Annotated in this window: 23 protein-coding genes; 6 read left to right on the plus strand and 17 right to left on the minus strand. The window is 61.2% G+C overall.

Features of this window, described 5'->3' with window-relative positions:
• Positions 1-31 precede the first annotated feature (31 nt).
• The gene (gene tal / locus QTL94_RS10725) at positions 32-997 is read right to left on the minus strand and encodes a transaldolase (protein ID WP_065694800.1); all 966 of its coding nucleotides are present in this window, start codon (positions 995-997) and stop codon (positions 32-34) included.
• A gap of 329 nt (positions 998-1,326) precedes the next feature.
• Here tal and QTL94_RS10730 point away from each other — a divergent pair, with 329 nt between their 5' ends.
• Positions 1,327-2,310 (plus strand): sugar-binding transcriptional regulator, encoded by a 984-nt coding sequence (locus QTL94_RS10730; RefSeq protein ID WP_289801513.1) that lies wholly within the window; start codon positions 1,327-1,329, stop codon positions 2,308-2,310.
• Here the strand turns inward: QTL94_RS10730 and QTL94_RS10735 are convergent.
• The 6 genes from QTL94_RS10735 to QTL94_RS10760 form a co-directional block, all read right to left on the minus strand.
• Positions 2,307-2,744: a GFA family protein gene (locus tag QTL94_RS10735; protein ID WP_289801514.1), complete on the minus strand. Its 438-nt coding sequence runs from the start codon at positions 2,742-2,744 to the stop codon at positions 2,307-2,309. The genes QTL94_RS10730 and QTL94_RS10735 overlap by 4 nt on opposite strands.
• Before the next feature lie 10 nt (positions 2,745-2,754).
• The gene (locus QTL94_RS10740) at positions 2,755-3,345 is read right to left on the minus strand and encodes a hypothetical protein (protein ID WP_289801515.1); all 591 of its coding nucleotides are present in this window, start codon (positions 3,343-3,345) and stop codon (positions 2,755-2,757) included.
• Positions 3,342-3,578 carry a hypothetical protein gene (locus QTL94_RS10745; RefSeq protein WP_289801516.1) on the minus strand — a complete coding sequence of 79 codons (237 nt, stop codon included), beginning with the start codon at positions 3,576-3,578 and terminating at the stop codon, positions 3,342-3,344. The genes QTL94_RS10740 and QTL94_RS10745 overlap by 4 nt, the downstream gene beginning before the upstream one ends.
• Positions 3,579-3,702: 124 nt before the next feature.
• Positions 3,703-5,232, minus strand: coding sequence for a winged helix-turn-helix domain-containing tetratricopeptide repeat protein (locus QTL94_RS10750; protein ID WP_289801517.1), 1,530 nt, complete (start codon positions 5,230-5,232; stop codon positions 3,703-3,705).
• A gap of 96 nt (positions 5,233-5,328) precedes the next feature.
• Entirely contained in the window at positions 5,329-6,201 is an 873-nt protein-coding gene (locus QTL94_RS10755) for a methylated-DNA--[protein]-cysteine S-methyltransferase (protein ID WP_289801518.1), read from the minus strand.
• A 69-nt stretch (positions 6,202-6,270) separates the two neighbouring features.
• A complete protein-coding gene (locus QTL94_RS10760; RefSeq protein ID WP_289801564.1) occupies positions 6,271-6,768 on the minus strand; it encodes a DUF2244 domain-containing protein in 498 nt (165 codons plus the stop codon).
• Between QTL94_RS10760 and nth the strand changes: the two genes are divergently transcribed.
• On the plus strand, positions 6,767-7,573 hold the full coding sequence (gene nth / locus QTL94_RS10765) for an endonuclease III (protein ID WP_502944118.1): 807 nt from the start codon (positions 6,767-6,769) through the stop codon (positions 7,571-7,573). The genes QTL94_RS10760 and nth overlap by 2 nt on opposite strands.
• Positions 7,574-7,581: 8 nt before the next feature.
• Here the strand turns inward: nth and QTL94_RS10770 are convergent, their stop codons facing one another.
• On the minus strand, positions 7,582-8,298 hold the full coding sequence (locus QTL94_RS10770; RefSeq protein WP_289801520.1) for a sulfate transporter family protein: 717 nt from the start codon (positions 8,296-8,298) through the stop codon (positions 7,582-7,584).
• 225 nt (positions 8,299-8,523) lie between these two features.
• Here QTL94_RS10770 and QTL94_RS10775 point away from each other — a divergent pair, with 225 nt between their 5' ends.
• On the plus strand, positions 8,524-9,378 hold the full coding sequence (locus QTL94_RS10775; protein WP_289801521.1) for a MurR/RpiR family transcriptional regulator: 855 nt from the start codon (positions 8,524-8,526) through the stop codon (positions 9,376-9,378).
• A gap of 33 nt (positions 9,379-9,411) precedes the next feature.
• On the opposite strand, the gene QTL94_RS10780 is transcribed toward QTL94_RS10775, so the two are convergent.
• From QTL94_RS10780 to QTL94_RS10815, 8 genes are all read right to left on the minus strand, one after another.
• Positions 9,412-10,995: an FGGY-family carbohydrate kinase gene (locus QTL94_RS10780; RefSeq protein WP_289801522.1), complete on the minus strand. Its 1,584-nt coding sequence runs from the start codon at positions 10,993-10,995 to the stop codon at positions 9,412-9,414.
• Entirely contained in the window at positions 10,995-11,684 is a 690-nt protein-coding gene (locus QTL94_RS10785; RefSeq protein WP_289801523.1) for an HAD family hydrolase, read from the minus strand. The genes QTL94_RS10780 and QTL94_RS10785 overlap by 1 nt, the downstream gene beginning before the upstream one ends.
• Before the next feature lie 82 nt (positions 11,685-11,766).
• Positions 11,767-13,248, minus strand: a complete 1,482-nt coding sequence (locus tag QTL94_RS10790; protein WP_289801524.1) for a mannitol dehydrogenase family protein — start codon at positions 13,246-13,248, stop codon at positions 11,767-11,769.
• A 121-nt stretch (positions 13,249-13,369) separates the two neighbouring features.
• A complete protein-coding gene (locus QTL94_RS10795) occupies positions 13,370-14,350 on the minus strand; it encodes an ABC transporter ATP-binding protein (RefSeq protein ID WP_289801525.1) in 981 nt (326 codons plus the stop codon).
• Positions 14,351-14,368: 18 nt separating this feature from the next.
• A complete protein-coding gene (locus QTL94_RS10800; RefSeq protein ID WP_065694657.1) occupies positions 14,369-15,199 on the minus strand; it encodes a carbohydrate ABC transporter permease in 831 nt (276 codons plus the stop codon).
• A gap of 1 nt (position 15,200) precedes the next feature.
• A complete protein-coding gene (locus QTL94_RS10805; protein ID WP_153271588.1) occupies positions 15,201-16,073 on the minus strand; it encodes a carbohydrate ABC transporter permease in 873 nt (290 codons plus the stop codon).
• A gap of 134 nt (positions 16,074-16,207) precedes the next feature.
• On the minus strand, positions 16,208-17,518 hold the full coding sequence (locus QTL94_RS10810) for an ABC transporter substrate-binding protein (protein ID WP_065694798.1): 1,311 nt from the start codon (positions 17,516-17,518) through the stop codon (positions 16,208-16,210).
• 145 nt (positions 17,519-17,663) lie between these two features.
• Entirely contained in the window at positions 17,664-18,617 is a 954-nt protein-coding gene (locus QTL94_RS10815) for a sugar-binding transcriptional regulator (protein WP_289801526.1), read from the minus strand.
• 227 nt (positions 18,618-18,844) lie between these two features.
• Between QTL94_RS10815 and QTL94_RS10820 the strand changes: the two genes are divergently transcribed.
• The 3 genes from QTL94_RS10820 to QTL94_RS10830 all read left to right on the plus strand — a co-directional run bounded on the left by QTL94_RS10820 (position 18,845) and on the right by QTL94_RS10830 (position 21,830).
• Complete coding sequence (locus tag QTL94_RS10820) at positions 18,845-19,498, plus strand: response regulator (RefSeq protein WP_065694654.1); 654 nt, start codon at positions 18,845-18,847, stop codon at positions 19,496-19,498.
• 2 nt (positions 19,499-19,500) lie between these two features.
• A complete protein-coding gene (locus QTL94_RS10825) occupies positions 19,501-20,835 on the plus strand; it encodes a sensor histidine kinase (protein ID WP_289801565.1) in 1,335 nt (444 codons plus the stop codon).
• Between the two features lie 74 nt (positions 20,836-20,909).
• On the plus strand, positions 20,910-21,830 hold the full coding sequence (locus tag QTL94_RS10830) for an ROK family protein (RefSeq protein ID WP_289801527.1): 921 nt from the start codon (positions 20,910-20,912) through the stop codon (positions 21,828-21,830).
• Positions 21,831-21,892: 62 nt separating this feature from the next.
• On the opposite strand, the gene QTL94_RS10835 is transcribed toward QTL94_RS10830, so the two are convergent.
• On the minus strand, positions 21,893-25,045 hold the full coding sequence (locus tag QTL94_RS10835; protein WP_289801528.1) for an efflux RND transporter permease subunit: 3,153 nt from the start codon (positions 25,043-25,045) through the stop codon (positions 21,893-21,895).
• Positions 25,046-25,061 lie beyond the last annotated feature (16 nt).

Raw genomic sequence — 25,061 nt, forward strand, 5'->3', positions numbered from 1 at the left:
ACCGCCCTCTCTGTTCGAATGCTGGAAAGCCTTAAGCGGCGGCCAGCTGCAGTTCCTTCTGAACCATCGCACGCAGCGTGCCGAGATCCTTGGCGAAGGCGCGGATGCCTTCGGCGAGCTTTTCGGTCGCCATTGCGTCTTCGTTCATCATCCAGCGGAAGGTCTTTTCGTCGATCGCGATCTTTGGAGCAGGCTTCGTCACCTCAGGCGACAGCTTGCGCTCGAGCTTGCCCTGATCGTTGGAGAGCTCGTCGAGCAGGTTCGGCGCGATCGTCAGGCGGTCGCAGCCGGCCAGCGCTTCGATTTCGCCGGCGCTGCGGAACGAGGCACCCATGACGATCGTCTTGATGTCATTGGCCTTGTAGTAGTTGTAGATGTCGCGGACGGAGAGAACGCCCGGATCTTCCTCAGGCGTGTAGTCCTTGCCAGTGGACTTCTTGTACCAGTCGAGGATACGGCCGACGAAGGGCGAGATCAGGAACACCTTGGCATCGGCGCAGGCAACGGCCTGAGCCTTCGAGAAGAGAAGCGTCAGATTGCAATCGATGCCTTCCTTCTGCAGGACCTCGGCGGCGCGAATGCCTTCCCAGGTGGATGCAAGCTTGATCAGGATGCGATCCTTCTCGATGCCGCGTTCCTTGTAGCCGGCGATGATGCTGTGAGCCTTTTCGATGGAAGCCTTGGTATCGAAGGACAGATCGGCATCGACTTCCGTCGATACGCGGCCGGGAACCAGCTTGGAGAGCGCGGCGCCGACGGAAATCGCGAGGCGATCCGCGACCGCAGACGATACGGCTTCGGTGTTGCCGCCCTGCTTCTTGCCCCAGGCAACGGCTTCCTTGATCGCATCGGCGAACATCGGCGTGCCGAGCGCCTTGAGAACGATGCTCGGGTTGGTCGTGCAATCGACCGGCTTCAGGCGGGCAACAGCCTCGATGTCGCCGGTGTCGGCAACGACCGTGGTAATCTCGCGGAGTTGGTCAAGCTTGGATGTCATGATCGATAGTCCTTTTGACTTGAGCTGCGAACCGGGACGAAACCGCCCGGAAAAGAGGTGATCTACGGACATGTCCGCACATAAAACTGGGCCGCTTCTGCGCGATAGGCATGACGCAAGTCATCGCTGGTGACCTGCCGTTTGCCTGCACCTTTCCTCCTCGAACAGACAGTGCGACGTGTTGCAAAGACTATCGCTATTCCAGTCACTATATGTCAAGGACATTTGTGTATTTCAATTGACATAAGTGTCACACCCGTCATTATCGGCGCACATGCTCATGCCACGGATCTCGGAAGAGATAGGGCGCAATTCGGTTCGGAGGAGATGTGGTCAAGCTCAAACGCGGCACGCACACCGCTTATTCGGAAGCCTCCTCCCTCAGACTGCGCGCGGCGTGGCTCTATTATAACCAGGGATTGACGCAAAAGGATGTCGCCGAGCAACTCGGCATCAGCCGCACCACCGTCATCCGTTTGCTCGACGAGGCGATGAAGCGCAGCGAAGTCCAGATCTGGATCAACGATTCGATCGGCGACTGCGTCGAGCTTTCGGTGAAGCTGGAGCGGGCTTACGGCCTCGATGAGGCGATCGTCGTGCCCGCACCCGCGAGCAGCGATGCGAGCGCGCTCGCCAAGAGCGTCGGCCTGGCGCTGGGGCAATTCCTGTCCGAGGCCATACCCGACAACTATACGATCGGCGTTGGCTGGGGTCGCACCATGACGGCCTCGCTGTCCAGCTTCCGTCCGCCGCGCCGCGACAATTGCAAGGTCGTCTCGCTGCTCGGCGGCATCGTCGCCGTGCACCAGACCAACCCGATCGATTACACCTGGCGGCTGGCAAGCCAGCTTGGCGCCGAATGTTACATGTTCCTCGCGCCGCTGCTGGTGGATTCCACCGAGACCAAGCGCAACCTCATCGAAAAGTGCGGTCTCGACGCGATCTATCGCCTCGCGGAAACCCTCGACCTCGCCATCGTCAGCTGCGGCGACATCGGCCCCCACTCGACGTCCCTGTCGGAAGGCTGGATATCGAAGGCTGAATTGCAGGAACTGATCGATGCCGGCTGCGTCTGCGATACCATGTTCAATTTCCTCGACAAAGACGGCAACACGGTCGACCATTCGATCAACAGCCGCGTCATGTCGGTCGATCTCGATACGCTGAAGAAGGCAAAGCATATCGTGCTGTCCTCGGGCGGCGCTCACCGCGCCGTCGCGATCAGCGCCACCATCAAGCGCATCGGCTGCAACACACTGATCACCGACGAGAGCGCGGCAAAGGCGCTGCTGGAACTCGCCGAGGCAGCCTAGAACCAGACATCGCCGACCGTGCGCCCGTCCAACGGCAGGTCGTCGAAACTGTGCAGTCCATCGAACCGCTGCAGGGGCACGTCGTCGACATCGGCCGGCTCGGCAAGGCGCAGATTGACGGCAATCCGCGTCCGTCCGTCGTCACCTGAAGTCAGGCTGCGCCAGCTCACGAGGTTTCCACAACGATTGCAGAAGTTGAAGGAAATCTGTCGGGAGCCGCGAATGTAGGAGGTGAGCGACGCGTTCGGATCCTCCACATGAATGCCCTCGCCGTCATAATCGTAGGCCCAGAGCACGCCGTAACGGCGGCAGACCGTACAATTGCAGATCGTCGCGTCCGGAATGTTGCCCCGGAAGGTCCAACGAACCTCTCCGCAGTGGCAGGATCCGTGGGTTATCTTGCCAGCGCTATGCTCATGTTCATCCCCAGCCATCGACGCCTCCTCAGCGCAACCGGCACAGCCGCGACAATTGCGATTGCGCCCAGTTGCGCGCGAAGTCCTGCGTATCGGAAAGCCCCGACAGCAGACCGCCCATTTCGCCGTCTATATCAAGGTGAGCGTCGGTGATCTTGCAGGCCGCCGGGTCGAGCGACACGGTGACGGTCACCTTGCCGTCCACCGGATCCATCTGAAAGAGCGAGTCGTTGCCAGTCTCGCAGGTCAACAGCGCCGTTGCCCTGACGGACGCCAGACCATTGTCTTCCGCGCAGACATCCGCGGACAAGACCTTGAAGCTGCTTGTCCGATTGGGGCCCACCGGAAGCTGTTCGCATAAACGCGCGGTCGAAATCGCCTTCGCGACGGCCGGCCATTCCGGACTCTCGGTCGCCGATTTACAGGCTGCCCAGGCCGGGGCCAGCGATACCGCAAATAGGCCAATTGCAATCAAGACGATCCTGCAAGGCATCTCCCCAGGCTTCATTCCCGCCTCCTCCAGACCCAGCCAGAGGATCAAACCCGTGATTCCCGGATTTTTGATGGCAACGATGGGAGCTCGTCGAAAGAAGGGCCCTTTTGGCGGCTCCAGCCTCAATGCGGAAGCTCCCTAGCCTTGTTGGTTCCAATGGCGACAGGCAATTGGCGAAGGAAATGAACCAGGGCCGCCGTCCTACTCAATGACTTCGGTGACCGCTTCACGACGCCAGCAACATGCGCCTCGCCCGGCTGAGCGCTCGCTTCTGGCACGATCTGATCCTCACGCGCATCGGGAGCCGGCCGATAGATTTTACCTTGGTCGAGAGAGAGAATGGTCAAGGTCGTCAGCATCGTGAACCCTCCTGGCAACTCGCGCTCGGTAGCGCGGCAAGGAGCAATCTCGATCAGACGATCGTTTTGTGTCATTAAGCGAGGCGTAAAAAGCTGCAAAATATTCCAAAGGTGCTGACCGCTGTCAGCCTTCGGGCAGGCCAGCGAGCCGCAGCCCGTCGAGGATGGCGGCAAGACGGCTCGGATCCTTGGCGGGCTGCCCGGCCCTGATGCTCGCAATCGTCACCCCCGGAGCCATCCTCATCAGCTCATCCAGGAAGTGATGCGCCTCAGGCATGCGCCCGAGATGCGCATTGGCCGCGATCAGCATCCAGTAGGTCGGATCGAAGTTCGGATTGACGGCAAGTGCCCGCGTCGCCGAAGCCACGGCCTCCTCATAGTCCCCCAGAACGACCTGCGCATGCGCTGTTCCGCACAGCGAGAGGTGCGCAAACATATCGCGTGGCGAAAGCCTGCTTGCCCGGCGCAACAAGGCGAGCGCCATGCTCAGCTCTCCACAATGGAGCGTCGCCACCCCAGCCGCAGCGACGACGAGCATATTGTTCGGATTGGCCTCGACGGCTGCGGCGAGGACGGCCATCCCCCAATCATATTCCCTCGCCACCTGCACCAGCGCCATGGCGCAATGCGCCATCACGGTCGGATCGCCGGCCGCCTTCTCCAGCCCGCCCCGCGCAAACTCGAAACAGGCCTGGCGATCATTGGGGCCGACGGACGGCCAGCCCATGGTGATACGGTGCTCCAGCGCCCAGGCGGCAAGGCCGAGCAGTTGGGCATTGTCGGGCTCAAGTGCCAGGGCTTCGGTCAGCAGCGCATAGGCCTGTACGTTTTCGCCGATCGATTCCGCCAGGATCTTGGAGAGTGCCGATAGCGCGGCGTCGTAGGCTGCGATGCTGCCCGGCCGCTCTCGTCGCGTACGCTCTATTTCCGCTGTGCGGATACGTGGCTCGACAACCGTTGCGACCTTCTCGGTGATCCGATCCTGAAAATCGAACACGTCGTCGAGCTCACCGTCGAAATTCTGAGCCCACAGATGCGCGCCGCCAACTCCGTCGACCAACTGAGCCGTGATCCTCAGTCGATCCCCCGCCCGCCGAATGCTGCCTTCCAGCACGTAGCGGACGCCCAGTTCCTCCGCCACCTGCCGCACGTCGACATTACGGCCCTTGTAGACGAAGGAGGAGTTGCGGGCGATGACGGAGAAGCTTCGAAAGCGGCTGAGTGCCGTTATGATGTCGTCCACCACGCCATCGGCAAAGTAGTCCTGATCGGCACCGGCCCCGAGATTGGCAAAGGGCAGAACGGCAAGCACCGGCAAGGGGCCATCAGTTTCCTCTGATGCCGCACCCACCCCGGCGAGGCGATAGCCGACGCGTGGCACCGTTGCGATCCACTCGTCGCCTGTCGGCATTCTGCCGAGCGCCTTGCGGAGCGCTGCGATCTGGACCGTCAGATTGCCTTCCTCGACCACCAGCCCCGGCCAGCCACGCTCCATGAGCTCCATCTTCGAGACGGTTTTCCCACCGGCGTCGAAAAGGGCTTCGAGAAGAGCCAGACCGCGCTGGCCGAGAGCAACGGATTTTCCGTTCCGCTGCAGCGTTCCGCCGGCGGAATCGAGGACAAACGGACCAAAAGCCTGGCGGGACCGTATCATGCGGACAATATATCGCACGGCCGGCACAGTGAAAACCGGCAACTCCGCGCGCCGTTGCCCGCGTCGGCCATCCTCGTGATGGCCGACCCGCTTCAATCAGGCGTGCCCGTATTCCCAGCCGAGCATTGCGCGCTTGCGCGTCAAACCCCAGTGATAGCCCGTCAGGGCTCCGCTCTTGCCGAGTGCGCGATGGCACGGGACCACGAAGGAAATCGGGTTCGCACCGACCGCAGCACCCACCGCGCGCATCGCTGTCGGCTTGCCTATGTCGTTGGCGATGTCGCTGTATGTCACCGCTTTGCCAAACGGGATCTTCAACAGGCTTTCCCATACCCGCACCTGGAAATCCGTGCCGATCAGCACCACACGCAACGGCTGGTCGGATGTCCAGCGGCCCGGCTCGAAAATCCGCTCGGCGTAGGAGACGGTCGCCTGCCGGTCCTCGACGTATTCCGCATTCGGCCAGCGGCAGGTCATATCCTCGAGGCAGGCGGCCTCGTCGCCGATATCGCTGAAGGCAAGGCCAGCGAGGCCGCGATCGGTGACCATGACCAGCGCGATGCCGAAAGGCGACGGGTGGAAGCCATAACGGATGGTCAACCCGCCACCACGCGCCTTCCATTCGCCCGGCGACATTGCCTCATGGGTCACGAACAGATCGTGCAGGCGGCTCGGGCCAGAGAGACCGACCTCGATCGAAGTCTCGAGCAACGGCAGCTCTTCCTTGCGCAGCAGGCGCTTGGCATGGTCGAGCGTGACGGCCTGCAGGAAGGCCTTCGGCGAGAGCCCCGCCCAGCGGGTGAACGTCTTCTGCAGCTGTGTCGGCGACTGCTTGAGGCGCACGGCGATCGTTTCCAGCGAAGGCTGGTCGCGATAATCCTCGGTAATCAGCTCGATGACCTGGCGAACGGTCTCGTAGTCGGGACCGTCGGGCGTGATGTCATTGTTCAGGTTGGCTATCATGTTCATGATCTTTCTCCTTGTACCAAGGAGATAGTCAAGTGGGGCCCGCCGAGCCACCCGTTTCTTGCGTTGCGGCTATATGCGTTGCCTGACCGTCGCAAGCGCCCTCTTGAACGCCTTGGCGAAGCTCTCGCGATCGTCAGGGTTGAGAAACGAGCCGATATCCGTGCCCTGCCCGCCGCCCGAGATATGCATGGACAAAATGCCGATCTCCTCGTGACGGCGCACGAAGAAGCGCGTCCAGAACGGGTTGAAATGATGCTCGACCACTCGTCCGGACGGCGCAAACTTCCGCACGGAGATATCGGTGCGCGAGACCATCACTTCCTCGCGCACCCGGCCGGAGCGGTAGTTCAGCCAGAACGCACCGTAGAGCAGCAGGAAATCCAGCCCGAAGAAGAAGCCGATCGGCCACGCGCCCGTTACAATGAAGAACATGCCGTACATCAAGCACACGCCGCCCGTCAGCAGCAGAAGCACCTTGAAACCCTTGCGGCCAAGAGACCGGTAGGGAAAGAGTTCGGCTGCAAAAACAGGCTGTTCGTCGGCTCTGTCGGCGTTGCTTTCCATCATGGCTGCCGAGTATAGATTTTCCATGCCCAATCCGAAACTCAAATCCGCCGCCACATCGTCGCAGACGACGAAAGTGATCGTTCGCCGCAAGACGTCGAAAGCTGTCCGCTCCGCCTATACCGAGGCCGAGCGCGAGGAGATTTTTCGCCGCTTCTCGATCCAGCGTCCTGAGCCCAAGGGAGAGCTGGAGCATTCCAATCCCTTCACGCTGGTCGTGGCCGTCGCCCTTTCCGCGCAGGCAACGGACGCCGGTGTCAACAAGGCAACGCGCGCGCTTTTCAAGGTCGCCGACACGCCGCAGAAGATGCTGGATCTCGGCGAGGAGCGGGTTCGCGACTACATCAAGACCATCGGGCTCTACCGCAACAAGGCAAAGAACGTCATTGCGCTCTCACGGATGCTGGTCGACGTTTTCGGTGGTGTGGTGCCGCAGACGCGCGACGAACTGGTGATGCTTCCGGGGGTGGGCCGCAAGACGGCGAATGTCGTGCTCTCGATGGCTTTCGGCCAGGCAACCATGGCCGTAGACACCCACATATTCCGTATCGCCAACCGCATCAAGCTCGCGCCCGGCAAGACGCCCGACGAGGTCGAGGAACGCCTGATGAAGGTGATCCCCAAGCATTACCTCTACCACGCCCATCACTGGCTGATCCTGCACGGCCGTTACACCTGCAAGGCGCGCCGCCCCGAATGCGAGCGCTGCGTCATCGCCGACATCTGCAAGTCCCCCGAAAAGAGCTGTGATATTCCCGCACCGCTGGTCGAGCTTCCGCCCCAGGTGATCGGCGAAGCGGTCGAGTAAGGCGCCGCCTACGGCATGCGGACCCCAAGGTCCTTTCGCGACAGCAGCTTGTGCAGGTGCACCATCATGCCGGCGGCAAACAGCGGCGTCAGCAGGTTGACGATCGGAACGGCCAGAAATGCGGCGATCACGAGCCCGGCGAGAAACACGGTCGTTGCATGCTTGGCGCGAAACAGCCGCGCCTCCTCGGGCGACCTGAACCGCATGGCGGCAAACTCGAAAAACTCGCGACCGAGCAGATAGCCATTCACCAGAAAGAACGCGATCAGATTGACGCCCGGCACGAAGAGCAGAAGAACTGCCACGATATTGCCGGCAATGACCACACCGAGAAACTTGATCGAACTGACAAGTGCGGATGCGAGCGGCATCGCCGTGCCGGGGGTGTCTTCGCGATAGTCGCGTTTCTCGATCACCTCCGCCACATCATCGAGGAACAGGCCGGCAATCAGCGCTGTCACAGGCGAGAGCAGAAGCGCCAATCCAAGCGCCAACCCGATGCCTGCCAGCACCAGAAAGACAAAGCTCAGCCACCCCGCCCAGTCCGGCAGCGCAGGAAAGAAGCTGGCAATCCAGGGAAATACCAGCGTGATGAAGGTGCTGCGCAGCGCAAGCCATAGACCGACAAGAACGAGGATCGTGAGCCCCAGCACCTTCCAGAACACCGATCGCGTTTCCGCCGCGAAAAGATTAGCAACTGCAAGGCGCGCGGCGTGAAAGATCATTTTGACGTCTCCGGTTGTGGCCAAGATGTATGAATCTGATCTTTGAACGGCAAGGCTGAAAATAATTGGGTGCTTTGTCGGAAATCTTGTTCAGAAATACATATTAATATATAGTCATCTAACATTAGAAATTGCTTTGGCCTGGGCAGCTTCCGGAATATTTGCAAACGGCAGGGTTTTCCTTGTGCATCCGAGAAACGGGTCCGGAAGATCAGGAAAGGCGCCGTGGAAGACTTCGTTCACAAACTCCGGCAGTATGCAAAATCCGGCACACCGGCGGAGCGGCGCATTGCAAAATACTTTGCCGAACATCTGAGCGACCTGCCATTTGAAACCGCCGCATCCGTAGCCGACAGACTTGACCTCAGCCCCATGACGGTTGGGCGTTTTCTGCGCGCTCTGGGCTACCAGGGGCTAGACAGCGTCAAGGTCCAGATCCGCGAGGTTTCCCCCGTTTCGGCCACACAGATGCAAGCGTCCATGACCGAACTGCAGACCGACGTCGCGGAAGGCAAGCCGCTTGCAGTGCTGGTGTCGGAGCAGATCCAGGGTCTCCACCACATATACCATCTCACTGGTCAGTCGCAGTGGCGCGAGGCGGTATCGATGATCGGCACGGCGCGCGAAGTCTTCGTTGCGACGCATGCGGGTCTTTCGGGCTTCGCATCACACTTCTGCCAGCAACTGACGCAGGCCCGAGACGGCGTGCACTCGCTCGATGGCACCGGTAGCCGCTTCGCTGAGCTTTTCGCGCGCTTGAACGGCGATGATGCGTTGCTGATCATCCTCGACAGCCATCGCTTCGGCAAGGCCCGCCTTCTGGCGCGCACAGCAAGGCGATACGGATACAAGGTCATCCTGATCACCGCTCAAAGTACCAACTGGATGCCTGACCAGGCCAACCTCATACTTCCCCTGCCCGCAGCCCGCACCGGCGATGCCGACAGCCTGCCGCCCCTGATGGCCCTGCTCGACTGTCTGTCGACAGCCGTTATCCTTGCGGCGGGCGACGAAGCGACACAGCGCACGCGACGCATGGGCGAGTTCGGCACCATGCTTGGCGAAGGCTCAAACCGCTGACGCCTGCGTAAGCGCCAACGGATACGCGGAAGCTCACTCCATCGTCTCCAGCTCGGCGCGATGCCGATACATCGCCAGCAGACGGCGGTAGTCGCGATCATAGATCGCGCGCTTGTCCTCGTTGGGCAGCAGAACATCGCCCCCCGGATACATCGCAAGGCCAGCGCTGGGCAGATCCCCATGTAGCCCGCAGGACACGGCCGCCGCCATCGCGGTCCCGAGCAGCACCGCTTCGTTCATCTTGGGAACCACGACCTTGCAGCCGGTCGCATCCGCATAGAGCTCCATGAGGACAGGGTTCTTCACATGACCGCCGGCCAGGTGAAGTGTGTCCGGCGCATAGCCGTAGTCCCGCATCTGCTCGAGGATGTGACGAATTCCGAGCGCAATCGCCACGCCCGTGCGCCAATAGAGCGCGCAGAGTCCATCGAACGAGGTGTCCAGCGTAAGCCCGCTGATGCCGCCCACCGCATGCGGATCGGCATGCGGCGATCGGTTGCCGTGAAAGTCGGGCAGTACGAAAATCCGGGCGCCGAAATTGTCTCCCTCCTCCACGCGCAATTGCGCGATGCGGGCAACGATCCTCTGATGGATCGCAGCCGTCGGCTCACCGCCCGCCGCATGCATCCGAACAATATGATCGAGCAGCGCCCCTGTCGCCGATTGGCCCGCCTCGACAAGCCAGGATTCGGGCAGCACGGCTTCGTAATACGGCCCCCACATGCCATGGCTTGGCTTCCGCTCCCGCGAAAAGGAGACGATGCAGCTCGACGTGCCGGCAATCAGCGCCAGCTGCCGCTCGAGCTTGTGCGGGTCATGGGCAGCGCCGCCAAGTGTGCCGAGCGCTCCGGCATAGGCATCGACCATGCCTGCCGAGACGTGGCAACCGGTCGTCAGGCCGAGCGCCGACGCGGCCTCCTTCGTGAGTGTCCCCACACTCTGGCCCACGGCGACCGTATCGTCAGGCAGCCGCCCCCGCTCCTGCAGGTCTTCAAGACCGATCTGCTCGAGAAAATCTACCTGCCAGCCCTTGTCGAGATGCGCGAGATAATTCCACTTTGCCGTCAGCGTACAGCGCGACCTTGCCAGCGCGCCTGACGCCTTCCACGTCATGAAGTCGGCGAGGTCGAAGAGATAGCCGGTGTTCATCCATGTGCCCGGCAGCTTCTTCTTCAGCCACATCAGCTTCGGCATTTCCATCTCGGGCGACATGAAATGCCCGGAATGCTCCATGACGGGATGTTTCGTGGCCGTGCAGAAATCGGCCTCCTTCAGCGCCCGGTGGTCGAGCCAGACGATGGTATCGAACCGCCGCTCGCCGCCGGTGGAAACGCTGATCTGGCCGCCGTCGACGTCGCGCACGACGAGCGAGCAGGTGGCGTCGAAACCGATCGCTCCGACCGATTCCGGTGCCGCGCCGGATTGTTCCATGGCCTTGCGCACGGAGATGCAGACGGCAGACCAGATATCTTCGGAATCATGCTCGGCGTGGTTCTCACGCGGCCGGTTCATGAGGATCGGGTGTTCGGCCTTGCCCAGAAGCTGGCCACGGATATCGAAGACGCCAGCGCGCGCGCTGCCGGTGCCGATATCGACCGCGACCACATGCTGAGGCATTAAAGGTGCATCCCGTCCCGTTTATGTTTTCGGACAAGGTGTATCAAATCCGGCATCGCGTCAAACACCGCTTCGGGCGAAAGCCGGTCAAGTTCAGCGCGATAGCCCGCGAAATTGGCGTGCGAGCCACCGGTGAAGGCAAACACCGTCATGCCCGCGGCCTTCGCAGCTTCGATGCCCGCGGGGCTATCCTCGATCACGATGCAATCGGCCGGGTCGACATGCATCTCGCGCGCCGCATGCAGGAAAAGGTCCGGCGCCGGCTTGCCGTTCTTCACCATCGTTGCGCTGAAGATGTCGGGCAGGCGATCGATCAGGCCGGTCACCGTCAGCGACAGGCGAATGCGCTCCACCTGGCTCGAGGACGCGACGCAACAGGGAATGCCGAGACTATCGATGGTAGCGGCAACTCCATCGATAGGCTTCAGCTCCTTGCGAAAACGCGCATAGAGATTGGTGCGCAACTGCTCGAGGAATTCCTGTCCGGGGTGAACGTTGTACTCGTTCTTCATCGCGTCGATGACAGTCGCCAGACTGCGCCCGAGGAAGCGGCCATAGACCTCATCCTCGGTAATCGGCACCCCCAGATCGTTCATCGCCTTGACGAGAACGCTGACCGAGATCGGCTCGCTATCGACGAGCACGCCGTCGCAGTCGAAGATGACCAGCCGTGTTTCAGCTTCAGCCATGACAGATCCAATCGCAGTTGGTGCAGAATATCCCCTCCGCCGGACGGCGGAGGGTGGCGGCAGCAGCGCCGCCACCTAATCCTTACACGGCAAGCTTGTTGTCGAGATAGAGCTGCAGGGTTTCGCGCGTGCCCTTTTCCCACAGGGTTTTCAGCGCGTGAGCAAAGCGCTTTCGGAACACCTCGGATTTCGACACCTCGCCGAAAATGTCGTCGAAGGCGAGGAAGGCCATCGGATCATCCTTGGCTTTCAGTGCCGCGGCATGCAGCCGGTCTGCGCTGGCGTCGTTGAAGGCGATGTCCTTGCCGCTATCGGTCTTGCCCGCGAAATAGCGGCACCACAGCGCCGACACCAGAGCCAGGCCGACGACATCCCGGCCCTGGGTGAGATTGTCGAGCGTCGACGGCAGAATGAATTTCGGCTGCCGGTTCGATCCGTCCTGTGCCAGACGCGGGATGGTGTCGGCAATCTTCGGGTTGAGCAGCCGATGTTCGATCAGCGCGAAATAATCCGTCAACGACGTATCCGGCACCGGCGGAACGATCGGGATGATCTCTTCCTTTTCCAGCTTGGCAAGGAAGGCGCGGATCAGAGGATCTTCCATCGAATCATGCACGAAATGGATGTCCATCAGCGCCGCCGGATAGGCAATCGCCGCGTGCCCGCCGTTCAGGATGCGGATCTTCATGTGCTCGTAGGGTGTCACATCCGGCACGAAGGTCACGCCGACCTTCTCCAGCGCAGGCCGCCCTGCGGTGAACTTGTCTTCCAGCACCCACTGCTTGAACTCTTCGCAATAGACAGGCCAGTTGTCCTCGATGCCGAAGGCATCCTTCAGGAGATCGATCTCGCGCTGTCCCGTGGCTGGAGTGATGCGGTCCACCATCGCGTTCGGGAAGGCGACATTCGCCTTGATCCAGTCGGCAAAGGCCGGATCGGACAGGCGCGCGGTACCGACGACGGCATTCGACGTGACGACGCCGTTATGCGGAATGTTATCGCAGGACATGACGGTGAACGGCACGATGCCCTTGTCCTTGCGCGCCTTGAGGCCGGCAACGACCAGGCCAAAGACCGTCTTCGGTTCCGACGGATTCTGTCCATCAGCGGCAATTGCCGGATGGCCTGGATTGAACTTGCCCGACGCGTCGATGAAATAGCCGCCTTCGGTGATCGTCATCGAAACGATACGGATCGTGGGATCGGCGAGCTTGGCGATGATCGTCGTTGCGTCGCCGACCGGCAGGATGTCGATCATCGGTGCGGTAACCCGCGCGGCCGTCTTGTTGTTGTCCTGCTCGACGACGGTCGTCAGGAAATCCTGGGCGGCGAGCTTGTCGCGCATCGCCGCATCGGAGGGGAGAATGCCCGCGCCGATGATCGCCCAGTCATGATCCTTGCCAAGGTTGAACAGGTCGTCGAGATAGATCGCCTGATGGGCGCGGTGGAAATTGCCGACGCCGAAGTGCACGATGCCTGCCTTCAGCGACGCACGCTCATAGGCCGGCACAGTGGCCGTCTTTGCCGCGTCGGAAAGCGTTGCCAGCGATAGTTTGCACGTCATGTCTCAGTCCTCTTGAAGGTCTTCGGGGCCAGCCATGACCCCGGGGGCCTGTCGGCCCCGGTATCGGCGCGCCGGGCACCTCGTCCGGCACGCGCTGTCATCCCTACCCCGGAAGCCTTGCTCAGATGGCGAGGCCTTGCTCGTTGAACTTGTGAATGCGGGCCTTGTCGGCCGTAAGGTAGACGGTGTCGCCGGCCTTGGCCGGAAAGTCGCCGCCGCCGCGCGCCGTCATCTGCCCGATGCCCTCGACGTCGACATGCAGGAAGGTGTCGGAGCCGAGATGTTCGGCGACGGTAATCTTGCCCTTCCATTCGCCGCTCTCTGTCGAAAGCTGGATATGTTCGGGACGCACGCCGAGCGTCTGCGAACCCTGCTTAACGAAGTTCATCTTCGGCGAACCGATGAAGCCGGCGACGAACAGGTTGCGCGGCTTGGAGTAAAGCTCCATCGGCGAGCCGACCTGCTCGATGTTGCCGCGGTTCAAGACGACGATCTTGTCGGCCATGGTCATGGCCTCGACCTGGTCGTGGGTGACATAGATCATCGTCGTCTTCAGCTGTTGGTGCAGCTCGCTGATCTCCAGGCGCATATTGACGCGCAGCGCCGCATCGAGGTTCGACAGCGGTTCGTCGAACAGGAAGGCCGAAGGCTGGCGCACGATGGCGCGGCCGATCGCGACGCGCTGGCGCTGACCGCCCGAGAGCGCACGCGGCTTGCGGTCGAGATAGTCGGTGAGGTTGAGCACGCGGGCCGCGTCCGCCACCTTCTTGTCGATGTCGGGCTTTGCCATGCCGGCCATCTTCAGCGGGAAGGCGATATTGCTGCGCACGCTCATATGCGGATAGAGCGCGTAGGACTGGAACACCATGGCAAGCCGGCGGTCCGACGGCGCGGTCTCGGTGGCGTCCTTGCCGTCGATGACGATCTTGCCGGCGCTGACATCCTCGAGGCCCGCGATCAGCCTGAGAAGCGTGGACTTGCCGCAGCCCGAGGGGCCGACGAAGACGACGAACTCGCCGTCCTTGATCTCGAGGTCGATCGACGGGATGACCTTGGCTTCACCGAAGACCTTCGAGACTTTCTGAAGGGTAATGCTGCCCATGTTTCTCTCCCTGGTATCTTATTTCACCGCGCCGAAGGTCAGGCCACGGACGAGTTGTTTCTGCGAGAACCAGCCGAGGATCAGGATCGGGGCGATCGCCATGGTGGAGGCTGCCGAAAGCTTGGCATAGAACAGGCCTTCGGGGCTGGAATAGGAGGCAATGAACGCTGTCAGCGGCGCCGCTTTCGAGGCACTGAGGTTCAACGTCCAGAAGGCTTCGTTCCAGGCCAGGATGATATTGAGGAGCAGCGTCGAGGCAATGCCCGGCACCGCCATCGGCGTCAGCACGTAGATGATTTCCTTGGCAAGCGATGCACCGTCCATGCGCGCCGCCTCCAGGATCTCGCCGGGAATTTCCTTGAAGTAGGTGTAGAGCATCCAGATGATGATCGGCAGGTTGATCAAGGTCAGGATGATCACCAGGCCGAGGCGGCTGTCGAGCAGGCCCGAGTTGCGGAACATCAGGTAGATCGGGATCAGCGCGCCGACCGGCGGCATCATCTTCGTCGACAGCATCCACATCAGGACATCCTTCGTCCGCTTGGTCGGCGAGAACGCCATCGCCCAGGCGGCCGGGATCGCGATGATCAGGCCGATCAGCGTCGAGCCGAAGGAAATGATCACCGAGTTCATGAAGTGGCTGAGATAGTTGGAGCGGCTCTGCACCTCCGAATAGCTCTCCGTCGTCCAGTGGAAGAACAGGAACTGCGGCGGCGAAGCGATGGCGTCCGCTTCCGTCTTGAAGCTCGTCAGGAACGTCCAGAGGATCGGGAAGAAGATCAGGATGCCGAGCGTCCAGGCGATGGCGGTCATGACGACCTTGCGCTGGGTTGTGACTTTTCTAGCCATCTCAAGCCTCCAGATTCTTGCCGACGAGGCGTACGAGGAAGATCGCAACGATATTGGCGAGGATGACCGCGACGATGCCGCCCGCCGAAGCGCCACCGATATCGAACTGCAGGAGCGCCTGCACATAGACGAGATAGGTAAGGTTCGTGCTCTGCGTGCCGGGGCCGCCGTTGGTGGTGACGAGGATTTCGGCAAACACAGAGAGCAGGAAGATCGTCTGGATCAGGATCACGACCGTGATGGCGCGGGCCATGTGCGGCAGGATGATATAGATGAATTTCGACACGACGCCGGCGCCATCCATTTCGGCGGCTTCCTGCTGCTCTTCGTCCAGCGACTGCAGGGCGGTCAGCATGATGAGCGTCGCAAACGGCAGCCACTGCCAGGCAACGATCAGGATGATCGAAAAGAGCGGCGCATTGGCAAGCCAGTCATAGGGCTGCAATCCGAACGCCTTGGCGAGATGCGCGAAGAGCCCGTTGACGGGATTCATGAACATGTTCTTCCACACCAGAGCGGCAACCGTCGGCATGACGAAGAAGGGCGCGATGACCAGAATGCGAACGATCCCTTGCCCGTAGATATCCTGGTTCAGGAGCAGCGCGAAGGCGATACCGCCCACGACGGTGATCAGCAGCACGCCGAGCACCAGCAGCAGCGTATTGATCAACGCCGAGAAAAAGGCCGGATCGGTCAGGAAGTATTTATAGTTCAGGAAGCCGACGAAGGTTTCCATCCCCGGGCTGAGCAGATTGTAGTTCAGCGTCGAGAAATAGATCGTCATCACGAGCGGGACGATCATCCACAGGAAGAGCAGGATCACGGATGGCGCAATCATCATTCGTGCTGCGGAGCGGGTGTGTAACGTTGCCATGGCGACGACCGATCATGTCAGGAGGGGGCGAACGGCTGCAGGACAGCTAAGTAAAAAGGGCCGCCGACGCAATTTCGGGCACCGGCGGCCTAGACGGGCGGGGAGGTCAAATCCCCCGCCTCTCAGGAGGTTATTTATTTGATGTAACCAGCCTTCGTCATTTCGCGTGTCGTCAGCTGCTGTGCGCTCTGCAGGGCCTGGTCGACCGAAACCTGGCCGGCAAGCGCTGCGGAGAACTGCTGGCCGACGGCCGTGCCGATACCCTGGAATTCAGGAATGGCGACGAACTGCACACCAACATAAGGAACCGGCTTGACGGTCGGCTTGGTCGGGTCGGCGGAGTTGATGCTGTCGAGCGTCATCTTCGCAAACGGTGCTGCCTTCTGGTAGTCGGCGTTCGCATAGAGCGAAGAGCGCGTACCGGGAGGTGCGTTCAGCCAGCCTTCCTTCTCGGCGACGAGGTTCGTGTAGTCCTTGCTCGTTGCCCAGGCGACGAACTTCTCAGCAGCTTCGACCTTCTGCGAGCCTGCCGGGATGGCGAGGTTCCAGGCCCAGAGCCAGTTGCCGCGCTTGCCGAGCCCCTTGTCCGGAGCCAGAGCGAAGCCGACCTTGTCGGCCACGGTGGATTCCTTCGGGTTGCTGACGAAGGACGCAGCAACGGTCGCATCGATCCACATGCCGCACTTGCCGGTCTGGAAGAGCGCCAGGTTTTCGTTGAAGCCGTTGGACGAAGCACCGGGAGGGCCGGCTTCCTTCATCAGGTTGACGTAGAAGTTCAGCGTGTCCTTCCACTCCGGCTGATCGAACTGCGGCTTCCACTGTTCATCGAACCAGCGAGCGCCGAAGGAGTTCGACATGGCCGTCAGGAAGGCCATGTTTTCGCCCCAGCCAGCCTTGCCGCGCAGGCAGATACCGTAGATTTCCTTGTCCTTGTTGGTGATCTTCTTCGCAGCATCCGCGATGAAGTCCCAGGTCGGCGCGTCAGGCATCTTCAGGCCGGCGGCGTCGAACAGGTCCTTGCGGTACATGACCATCGAGCTTTCGCCGTAGAACGGTGCTGCATAGAGCTTGCCGTCTGTGGTCAGACCGCTGCGGATAGCTGGCAGCAGATCGTCAGCATCGTAGTCCTTGCCGAGATTGTCGAGCGGCAGCAGCCAGCCCTGCTTTGCCCAGATCGGAACTTCGTAGGTGCCGATCGTCAGAACGTCGTACTGGCCGCCCTTGGTCGCGATGTCGGTCGTAACCTTCTGACGCAGGACGTTTTCTTCGAGGGTTACCCACTCGAGATCAATGCCGGGGTTCTTTTTCTTGAAGTCGTCCGTCAGCTTCTGCATCCGGATCATGTCGCCGTTGTTGACGGTCGCGATCGTCAGCGTCTCGGCCGAAGCCATGCCGGCAAACGCCAGTGCCGAGCAGGCGCCCAGCAGGAGAGTTCTCAATGTCATATCTTCCTCCCAGAAGATGAGTGCGAGCATTCGCTTTGCTCATGGGCAATTACTCATCGCGAAGGAAAAAAAGTCAATCACCATTCGTTGCTGCAACAGCGAATGAATGCATTATCTAACTGATTTCAAATATAAATTTTTTTGCTCACGCTTTGAGCAAATAATCGGCAGCTTCCTCATCGGTGATCAAACCGTTGATCTGGTGGCCCAGCACGGCCGCCTTCATCGCCTTGAATTTCCGCTTGCCCTTGGCAATGCCGATGACAGTCGACGAATCGCGCGATGGGATCGATGCGGACGCGACGCGATCATTGATCGGGTGGTCCAGTAGCTTGCCTTCGCTGTCGAAAACCCAGCCGCAGATTTCGCCAACCGCGCCGTTGCGCATCAGCTCCATCATTTCGTCTTTCTCGAGAAACCCATCGACGCAAAGCGGCCCATCGATCCCGAGTTCGCCGATGCCGACGAAGGTGACATCCGCCTGCGCGCTCATCTCCAGCGTCGCGTGCACCAGCTGTTGCGCATGCAGCGTTTCCCGCTCCTTGGCTGACGTTACGAGAACCGGAAGCGGCATTGGAAAGTGCCGTGCCTTCACCGCATCCGCCATGCTGAAGATGACGTTATAGTAGGCAGCCGAGCCGTCGGGCGCGATATTGCCGGTCAATGACACGATACGATGGTTGGGACATTCGATCGCGGGCAGTTGGTCGACCGCAGCCTTCAACGTGCGCCCGGTCCCGACAGCCAACACGATCGGATCCGGCCGCTTCAGCCAGCGTTCGATCTCGGCGGCTGCTGCCTCGGCAATGCCGATGGTCGTTGAAGCAGATCCCGGGTCGCTGGGCACGATCTCGACGTGCTTCAGGCCATACTTCTTGCGAACGGCATTGGCCAGCTCGAGGCAGGCGGCAATGGGATGGTCCAGGCGCACCTTGATCAACCGCTCGGCCACGGCGAGCGAAACCAGGCGCTGCGCAGACTGTCGGGAAATGCCCATCGTCGCAGCGATCTCATCCTGCGTCCGGCCCGCGACGTAATACAGCCAACCGGCGCGCGCGGCGTCATCCAGCCTTCCGGGTGTCTCGGATCTCTTCACCATCAACTATATCTACCGTGCAGGATGTGCCGGCTTCCGCCGGTAAAGCTCATGAGTCGCTACTAGATGAAAACAAAATTCGGGTAAATGTCGAGTACGTCGTGGCAATATGCCGCCTAATTCGGGTCGTATGAAGCCTGTCTCCGTCATCGTCCAGCCATCTTCGCCGCAGAAGCCTCTGCTTGACCGAATGCCGAACTGCAAGCTAACTGTGGTTGAGAGGAAAAACCGTGCGAATCCTGCTGGTTGAAGACGACAAGATGATTGGCGAAGCCGTGCGGGACCACGTCACGGCTGCAAATCATGCTGTGGACTGGGTCAGCAACCTCGCCAACGCCGACGTTGCGACCGGTCCCGTCGAATATGGCCTCATCCTGCTCGATCTTCAGCTTCCCGACGGAAGCGGCGTTGACTTCCTCCGGCGCATTCGCGCCCGGGACGTCAGAACGCCTGTTATCATCCTTACCGCCCGCGACCAGATCTCGGACCGCATCGAGGGATTGAATGCCGGTGCCGACGACTACCTCGTCAAGCCCTTCAACCTCGGCGAACTGGAAGCACGGATAATGGCCGTCGCGCGACGCTACGAAGGCAATCCGCATCCCGTTCTCCGCATTTCCGATATCGAGATCGACAGGCCCCAACATAAGCTGTCGGTGGCAGGCGAGCCTATCATTCTCACAAGCCGGGAGTGGGCCGTTCTCGATCTCTTGACAGCACGCCCCGGCGCGATCGTTTCCAAAGATCGCATCGAGGAGGCGCTCTATGCCTTCGGCTCCGAGATCGAGAGCAACACCGTTGAGGTCTACGTCAGCCGGCTTCGCAAAAAGATCGGCAAGGAACGCATCCGCACCGCGCGCGGCATAGGCTACACCCTTGGATGACGATGAAGTCTGAACGCAGTATTACCCGCCCGCTTATTCTTGCCCTGACAACCGTCATGGTCATCTTCTGGTTGCTGGCAATCGGCCTGAGCATTCGTGTCATGCAACACGAGTTCGACGAGATCTTCGATAGCGCCCAGCAGGAGACGACGGAGCGTTTGCTGGCTCTCATCATCGACGACATGGCGCAGGGCAACATGGATGACCCGCGCAGTGTCGCAATATTGAGAACGGCAGCAAACCGCGAGTATCTGACCTACCAGGTGCGCGACGCCAGCGGCAAGGTCGTGCTTCGTTCCAACGACGCCTCTGCCGAACCGTTCCAGGTTCCGCTTAAAACCGGCTTCCACGATACCGACACGGCACGGATCTACACGGAGCGGTCGGCTGATGGCAGCCTGTTTCTGCAAGTCGCAGACCGCTTCAAGAATCGCCGGGAGGCCGTGCGCGAAAGCGCCGCTACGCTGCTCATTCCGCTCATCGCTCTCATCCCGGCCAGCATCTTCGCTGTCTGGTTCATCGTGAGCCGCGCGATGAGGCCGCTGGATACCCTGCGGCAGGATATCGGAACGAAGGACGGCGGCAATCTGGCGCCGCTTGCAGGCAACAGCTTGCCGAAGGAACTGAGGCCGATCGCGCGCTCCGTGAACCTGTTGCTCGACCGGCTGCGCGCGGCCCTGGAGGCGGAGCGCGAGTTCACCGCCAACAGCGCCCATGAACTGCGTACACCGATCGCGGGAGCACTGGCACAGACCCAGCGCCTTGCCGAAGAGCTTGGACCTGGGCAAACGCAACTGCGTGCCCGACAGGTCGAAACCTCGCTCATCAATCTGGGACGGCTCGCAGAGAAGTTGTTGCAGTTGTCCCGCGCCGAAGCGGGGATCGGCGGCAGCGCCACGCCTGCCGATCTGCGGCCGGTGCTGGACATGGTGGTATCGGACTTTGAGCGCGACAGCCGCTCGCACGGCCGATTGCGCTACTCGGCGGCGAAAGGCGCGACGTTGACCCGCAACGCCGACATGGACGCCTTCGGCATCGTCATCCGCAACCTGATCGAAAACGCTCTGACGCACGGGGATCCCGAAATGCCGGTCAATGTCAGCCTAGAGGGCGACGGCGTCATTCGCGTCGTCAACGACGGGCCGGCTGTACGAGAGATCGACATCCAGACGCTGAAAAAGCGCTTCCGGCGCGGCAAGACCACGGGCGCTGGCTCCGGCCTCGGCTTGGCGATCGCCGATCGGATTGTCTCGCAAATGGGCGGGACCCTGGAGCTGTTTTCGCCCGCGAGCGGCGAGGCATCCGGTTTCGAGGCCCGCATCATCCTGCCCGCCTGAGCGTTGGTTTTGGCTTGCAAATCATGCCGAACGGTGCGAGCAGACGCTGAGCTTCTCGAACAAGCAGAATCCGAATGATCATCTCTTTCGATATTGGCGGTTCGGCCATCAAGGGCGGCATCGCCCGCTCTGAAACCGACATCACTCCACTCGGTCGTCACCCGACACCCGTCGATGACTTTGCCGCCTTCATCGCCACTTTGCGCGCGATCATTGCCGAGACCGGCGAACAGCCGACGCGGCTTTCCTTCTCGATCGCTGGTGTGGTCGATCCGGATACGCAGCGGCTGACCTGCGCCAACATCCCCTGCATCCACGGGCGCAATCTCGCCGCCGACCTCGAGGCTGAGTTCGGTCTTCCTGTCCTGATTGCCAACGATGCGGATTGCTTTGCAATGGCCGAAGCCGGCCTTGGCGCCGGCAGGGGACATCGCATCGTGCTCGGTGCCATTCTCGGCACCGGCGTCGGCGGCGGCGTGGTGGCCAATGGCCGGCTGATCAACGAAGCGGGCGGTTTTGCAGGTGAATGGGGCCACGGCTCTATCGTCGCCCTGCGTGCCGGCAACCCACCCGTCGAAATCCCCCATTTCCAGTGCGGTTGCGGCCAGAAGGGCTGCGTCGATACCATTGGCGGAGCCCGCGGCGTCGAGCGGCTGCACAAGACGCTGCATGATCTCGATTTCTCGAGCCAGGAGATCATCGAGCAGTGGCTGAAGGGCGAAGAGAAGGCGACGCGGACGATGGACGTCTACGTGGATCTCGTCGCCTCCCCGCTGGCGCTGACAATCAACATTACCGGCGCAACCATTGTACCGGTGGCCGGTGGACTGTCGAACGTCGAGCCTCTGCTTGCCGAACTCGACAAAGCCGTGCGGCAGCGAATCCTGCGCAAGTTCGACCGCCCGATCGTCGTACGCAGCGAATGCCGCGTCGAACCCGGGCTGATCGGCGCAGCGCTGCTCGGGTTGAGAGCGGAAGCCGATCTGACGGCTTGAACTGACCGAGCGGGATCCTTCACCAAAAAGAAATGGCGCGGTCTTCACCGCGCCATTTTTGTTTACTCTGCCGCCACCGCCGGAGGCTGATGGTGATCGGGCGCCGCGTCGTTGCTGTTCGACGCGAGGCTCTTTTCGTCTTCCTTCGTCTTCGGCTCCTTGCCGAAGAACAGTGCGTAGGCCGCCGGCAACACCAGGATCGTCAGAACCGTTGCGACCAGAATGCCGCCCATCATGGCGTAGGCGAGCGGACCCCAGAACACGCCGCGCGAGATCGGGATCAGCGCCAGAACCGCCGTTAGCGCCGTCAGCATGATCGGGCGGAAACGGCGCACCGCCGCGCCGACAATCGCCTCCTGTCGATGCATCCCCGCCTTGATATCCTGGTCGATCTGATCGACGAGAATGATCGAGTTACGGATGATGATGCCGAGCAGCGCGATGACGCCGAGGATCGCGACGAAGCCGAAGGGCGCGCCGGAGATCAGCAGTGCCGCAGCAGCGCCGATGATGCCGAGCGGGCCAGTCGCCAGCACCAGCATCGCTTTGCCAAAGTGCTGCAGCTGCGCCATCAGGAGCAGGACGATGACGACAAGCATGATCGGTGCCTTGGCTGCGATCGATGCCTGGCTTTCGGCGGAATCTTCCGCGCCACCCTGGATCTCGACCTTGTAGCCGGCCGGCAGATTGTCACGCAGCGGCTGCAGATCGGCATACATCTTCATGACGACGTCATTTGACTGCACGCCATCGGGAAGCGTCGCACGGATGCTGATCGTCGGCAGACGATCACGCCGCCACTCGATACCCTGCTCGAGAACAGGCACCACCTTGGCGATCTGCGAGACCGGCACGAAGCCGCCGAAGTCCGTCGGCACGTAGACCGAGTTGACGGCCGACAGCAGCGAGCGATTGGCATCCGGCTCGCGGGCAACGATCGAAACCGTTTCCTCGCCATCGCGGAAATCATCGAGCGGTGCGCCGGACATCGCCGTCTGCAGCATCTGGCGGACGCGTTGCGAGGTAACGCCCAGCGCACGGGCACGATCCTGGTCGATCACCAGCTTCATCGCCGGCACCTGCTCCAGCCAGTCATCGTGAATGGCGCCGAGCAGCGGATTGGCCTGGAATTTCGCCTTCACCTCGTCAGCGATCTTACGGACTTCCTGGCGATCCGGACCCATGACGCGCATCTGCACGGGCCAACCGGTCGGCGGGCCGAGGAACAGACGGTCGACCTTGCCACGAATGTCAGGGAAGTCCTCGGCAAGGATCGTCCGCAGCTTGACGATCAGCCGTTCGCGGGCCGGCTCGTCGTTTGCCATGATCAGCAGCTGCGCGAAGTTCGGGTTCGGAAGCTGCTGGTCGAGCGGCAGGAAGAAGCGTGGTGCGCCTTCGCCGATATAGGTGGCGACGAACTTCTTGTCCTTGTCATCCATGATCTTGGCTTCGAGCGCCTTCGATTGCTTCTCGACTTCCTTGATGCTGGTACCCTCAGGCAGCCAGAGATCGACGAGGATCTCGGGACGCGAGGACTGCGGGAAGAAGTTCTGCGGAATGAACTGGAAGGCCCAAAGGCTGGTGGCGAAGGTCACCAGCGTCATGGCGACAACGATGATCCGATGGCGGACCGCCCAGCCGACCGTCGATCGCAGCCGGCGATAGAAGCTGGTGTCGAAGGCATCATGATGCGCGCCGCCGGCATGCTGGCGCTGCTTCAGGATCATGTAGCCGAGCCACGGCGTGAAATAGACCGCCACGAACCACGAGACCACAAGCGCGATGCCGACGACATAAAACAGCGTGCGCACATATTCGCCGGCGGTGGAGGCCGCGAAACCAACCGGAATAAAACCGGCCGTGGTGATGAGAGTACCCGTCAGCATCGGAAAAGCGGTCGAGGAGTAGGCGAAACTCGCCGCCTCGATCTTCACCAGCCCCTCTTCGAGCTTTCGCTCCATCAACTCGACCACGATCATCGCATCGTCGACCAGCAACCCGAGCGCGATGATCAACGCGCCCAGCGAAATACGCTGCAGGTCGATACCGAGCTCGTACATGATGGCAAAGGTCGCGGCCAGCACCAGCGGGATAGCGATCGCGATGACGAGACCCGAGCGCCAGCCGATCGACAGGAACGAGACGACGAGAACGATGGCCAGCGCTTCACCAAGCGCGTGCATGAACTCGCTCACCGCATCGGTGACGACATCAGGCTGGTTGGAGATCTGGTCGACAGCCACGCCATAGGGCAGCGATTCTTCGAAGTGCTTGTAGGTCGCCTCGACATCCTTGCCGACATCGGTGACCTTGAAGCCCTTGGCCATAACGACGCCCACCTGGACGCTCTCGTGGCCATTGAAGCGGTACTTCTTCTGATAGGGATCTTCGAGACCGGAATAGACGGTGGCAATATCGCCGAGACGCGTCACCTGATTGCCGGCCTTGAGCCGGAGCTCGCGGATATCGGCGGCCTTGGTCACGTCGCCTTCGACGGCGATGCGCACCGAGCGCGTGCCGGTATCGACCGAGCCTGCCGGATCGACACTGTTCTGGCCCTTGATAGCATTCTGCAGGTCGAGAATGGTCAGCCCGCGTTCTGCGAGCGCCTTGGAGGAGACGTCGATATAGATCTTCTCCGGCTGATCACCGATGATGACCGCCTTCTCGACGCCCGGCGTCGTCAGAAGCATGTCGCGTGCCTGGATCGCGAATTTCTTCAGCTCCGGATAGCTGTAGCCGTCGCCGCTGATCGAATGCAGCGTGATGAAGGTGTCGCCGAACTCGTCGTTGAAATAGGGACCGAGCAGGCCTTCCGGCAATTCGTTCGCGATATCGCCGACCTTCTTGCGCACCTGGTAGAAGGCGTCGGCAACCTGCGCCGCGTTGGTGTCGCCCTTGACCTGCAGGGTAATGACGGCGGAACCGGCGCGCGTATAGGACTTCACCCAGTCGATATGCGGAGTTTCCTGCAGCTTGCGTTCGATCTTGTTGACCACCTGGTCTTCCATCTCCTGGATGGACGAGCCCGGCCACACGGCCTGCACGACCATGACGCGGAAGGTGAAGTCAGGATCTTCCTTCTGGCCCATGCGCGTCAGCCCGAGCACGCCGGTGATCAGGATGAGCCCGAACAGGAAGCGCGCGATGCTCGGATGGCCGATCGCCCAGCGCGACAGGTTGAAGGGCTTCTTCTCGGTGGTGGAGTTGTCCATTGTCCCGTTCCCTCTC

The sequence above is a fragment of the Rhizobium sp. S96 genome (assembly GCF_030382195.1).
Lineage (GTDB): Bacteria > Pseudomonadota > Alphaproteobacteria > Rhizobiales > Rhizobiaceae > Rhizobium.